General features: G+C 61.9%; 3 protein-coding genes. 2 read left to right on the top strand and 1 reads right to left on the bottom strand.

The features are described 5' to 3' along the window. Positions 1–119: 119 nt before the first annotated feature. Positions 120–1,307: a YncE family protein gene (locus DC522_RS32760; protein ID WP_116532595.1), complete on the bottom strand. Its 1,188-nt coding sequence runs from the start codon at positions 1,305–1,307 to the stop codon at positions 120–122. 224 nt (positions 1,308–1,531) lie between these two features. Between DC522_RS32760 and DC522_RS32765 the strand changes: the two genes are divergently transcribed. Next, entirely contained in the window at positions 1,532–1,918 is a 387-nt protein-coding gene (locus tag DC522_RS32765; protein WP_116532596.1) for a hypothetical protein, read from the top strand. Between the two features lie 175 nt (positions 1,919–2,093). Next, complete coding sequence (locus DC522_RS32770; RefSeq protein ID WP_116532597.1) at positions 2,094–3,494, top strand: hypothetical protein; 1,401 nt, start codon at positions 2,094–2,096, stop codon at positions 3,492–3,494. The last annotated feature ends 258 nt before the right edge of the window (positions 3,495–3,752 follow it).

Here is a 3,752-nt window from a genome sequence, read left to right on the forward strand (position 1 = left end):
TACATCGACGCAGCTCTCATGTTCGTCAGCCTGCCAACTTCATCTCGAGACGCACGGTCGGACCATACATGTGGCACATTGGTTGGCCTGCAACCGAAGTCACAGGCCGATCCTCTTCGTCAGTGGCCTGCCATGTCATTCCACTCGGGCAGGAGCACGATGCTGTTGGGCGCAAAGCCCTGGTCCTTCAGCGTGTCGATACTGTCGACCGCCTCGCCCTTGTTCAGGTCGACCAGCGTGATCGAGCCATCATTCATGCCCGGAAGGTTGAGCAGCGAGTTCTGCACGTAGGCGAATCGTCCGTCCTTCGTGTAGGCCACGTGATGGGCGCCCTCGGCCGCCGCGATCGACTTGAGCAGCTTCGGCGCGCCGGCATCCTGACTGATATCGAACACATGCAGGTGGCCGGGCTTGGCGGTCGTGACATGAAGCCGGTCCGGCCTGCCGTTTTTGCTGAGCACGTAGAGTTCGAGAGGCACCCCGGCCTTCACAGATCCAAAGTCGAAGACTTGCGCGACGTCGAAACCCTTCTTCGCCGCGTCCCAGGTCGCCGTCCAAAGGGTGCCGCCGTACATGTTGGTCACATAGGCAACGGGCGGGTCCGCACCTGGGACAAACAGGATCTCGACGGGTGCCTCTCCGGAGGGTGAGGGCTTGTTCGACACCTTGTAGCTCTCGAGCACCTTTCCGGTGCTGGCCTCGATCGCTGTGATCGTCTCCCTGGCATCTCCGAGATCCGACCCGCGGACCGTGCTCGTCACCAGGATCCGGTCGATCCCGTCGTGAATGCTGATGCCATGCGCATAGGGATGCGGGAGGGCAATGGTCTGGGTCGGCTCATCCTTGATCGCATCGCCCGCGATCACGTTGGCCGAGCCGAGGCAGGTCAGGAACCAGCGGGTGTTGTCGGCCGAGAACACGACGTCCTCGCCCATTTTGCAGTCCGGCACGGCAACCTGCTTCATGGTCAAGGGGCGCTTCGTGGTGTCGATCACCCCAAGCTCGCTCTTGCCGAGCGAGGTCACATAGGCCTTGGTCGAGTCCCGGTTATAGAAGATGTGATGGGCGACGAGATCCGGCGGCAGCGGAATGGTCTCCACAATTTTCTTGTAATTGGGCGAGGCGGGGTTGACGTCGATAACGGCGATCCCTTCCTGCCGCGTCTGCCCCGCAACCGGGTGCTTGAAAGCCTTGAGAGCGTCTGGCGGCTTGCTCTCATAATTGGCCATGGCGAGAATTTCGGCTCGAGCACTCACCGAGCCGAGAAGAGCTGCGGTCAATCCCGCTATCAGGCAAGCGCGTAACATAGGATTCTCCTGTGACGCTGGATAAGAGCGTAAGCTCTGACTGCACGATCCGCCCGCCTCGGAAGGGGCGGCGGAATGCGGGAATGCTGACGCTGGTCAGGATGGCCGTCGCGCCTTTCCAGGCTGATCCGCGCCTACGCCATATCGAGATCAAGCCCGACCTGACGAACACAGACGCATAGTCTACACTCGTCACGTGTTGATGAGAAGCGGGAGCGGGGATCATGTCCCGAGCCGCAGGCACCTTCCTGACCCGCCTTGGCCAGGATCTCTTCGCAACGATGCTCGTGATCGTGCCGTGCACTCTTCCGGCCATGGGGCAGGACGCCAGCACGATAAAGCACTTCGACATGATCCTCGAGAATGGCCGGGTGGCGGGCGGGCCACGGGTGCTCCAGGTGGTGCAGGGCGATCAGGTAAAAATCGTCTGGACGGCTGACCGGATGATCATGCTCCATCTGCATGGCTACGACATTGAGATCACGGCCGCCCCCGGCAGCCCCCAGCACATGACTTTCACTGCCTATGCCACCGGCCGGTTCCCGGTCGAGATCCATGGTGGCGCGGGACGCGACCGGATCCTCGTCTATGTCGAAGTACACCCACGCTAGAGCATCGGACCCAAAAGTGGATTCCACTTTGGGGATCGATCCGATGCTTCCTCTTTCAAGCCGAGCATCGTTGAAAGCGACCCAAAGGGCCGCGCTAGCGAATAACCGGGGCCGCTTTTCCGCACGATGCTCTGGAGCAGGCAGAGGCTCGTTCCTCCGAACCGGTGCCACATCTGTGCTTTGCGCCATCCTACCCGGTGAGGCTCAAGCCCATGGGCTGGGGGCGCGCTATGATCTTCCCCTGCCGCTCTGGCTGTATCTGCTGGGGGCCGGAGCGGCCGTTGCGGCTTCATTCGCATTCCTGACCCTCTTCCGGACTTCAGCTCGACCGATCAAACCGCGCAGCCTCGTTTTCGCCAGGGGCAGGCTTCCCTGGTCGCTCGTTGCCGTCCTTCAGGGCCTCTCGATGGGCCTATTCCTCCTGATCGTGATGGCGGGCCTCCTTGGCAACCAGAACCCGTTCAAGAACATCACCCCGGTCTTCGTCTGGGTGATCTGGTGGGTGGGCATGACCCTCCTTGCGGCCTTTGTCGTCAATCCGTGGCCGCTCGTGAACCCGGCGGTGATTGCCTGGGAGTGGGGACGGCGCTGGAGTGACGGGTTTCGGACCTCGGCGCCTGGACGAGGCCGGTTTCAGGCATACCCTCCCTGGCTGGGAGCGTGGCCGGCCGCCGCCCTCTTTCTCCTGATGGCTTGGCTTGAGCTGATCGCACCGGGACGCGACATCCCGCGCAATATCGCGCTGGGAGCCCTGGCCTATCTCGGTCTGAGCTGGATCGGCTGCCGATTGTTCGGTCCGGCTGTCTGGCTGCGGAACGCCGACCCCTTTGCCGTGGCCTTTGCCATTCTCGGGCGCTTTGCCCCGCTCCAGGTGGCGAGAACCGGCCTTCGTGGGTGCTGGTGGCTGCGGCCTTATGCAGTGGGGCTCCTGTCCGACCGGCCTCTGTCCATCTCACTGACCGCTTTCACGCTTCTGATGCTGGCGACGGTGTCGGTGGATGGCCTGCTGGAAACACCGGCTTGGATGATTGTCGTCGAATTGGTCGACCGGCTCGGTACGGAAGGGGAGAGTTCGGGTGACGTTCTCGCGACTATGCTTCTCTGTCTGGCGCCGCTGGTCTTTGGAGGAGCGTATCTTGTCGTCATTGCCATGATGCGCATGGCGTCGGGTGAAGCGGAGCATTCCTTAAGCACGCTGGCGGGCCGGTTTGTGCTGCCTCTCGTGCCCATCGCCATCGCCTATCACCTGGCGCATTACCTCTCGTTCCTGCTCCTTGCCGGGCAATTCGCGATCCCGCTGGCGTCGGATCCCTTCGGGTTCGGCTGGGATCTCTTTGGCACTGCCCTTTACCGGATCGATATCGGCATCGTGGATGCGCGCTTCGTCTGGCTCATGGCGGTCGGCGCGATCGTGATCGGCCATATCGTGGCAACTTGGCTCGCGCACGAGACCGCCCTCGCGGTGTTCGTAACATCCAAGGCAGCACGCAAAAGCCAAGGGCCCATGCTGGTCCTCATGGTGGGCTATACGGTCCTGAGCCTCTGGATCCTGTCGCAACCCATCGTGGAGCCGTAGTTGCCGATGGTGCTCCTGCCTGCGGCTTCGGCGGCATCATTGAGGGCCTCACGCGGACAACAAGTCGAACATCAGGCCTGAGGATCAAATATCTGCAACTGGCACGTTCCGGAAATAGACCGAATGTCCGCTTAAGACGGAAACACCGGACGTTCCTGAAGGGCAGGGGATTTCCTGGTTTGACCGAGGTCGTGTGAAAACGCGATGTCGGACTGTCCGTGATGGCCGCTGTTTGCGTATGCAGCCCCGGCCGGCATG

The organism is Microvirga sp. KLBC 81 (assembly GCF_003075415.1).
In the GTDB taxonomy this organism is placed as follows: Bacteria; Pseudomonadota; Alphaproteobacteria; order Rhizobiales; family Beijerinckiaceae; genus Microvirga.

Bases quoted from the DNA above. Each gene is read 5' to 3' on its own strand.
- DC522_RS32765 (WP_116532596.1), top strand. From the start codon at position 1,532: ATGTCCCGAGCCGCAGGCACCTTCCTGACCCGCCTTGGCCAGGATCTC.
- DC522_RS32760 (WP_116532595.1), bottom strand. From the start codon at position 1,307: ATGTTACGCGCTTGCCTGATAGCGGGATTGACCGCAGCTCTTCTCGGC.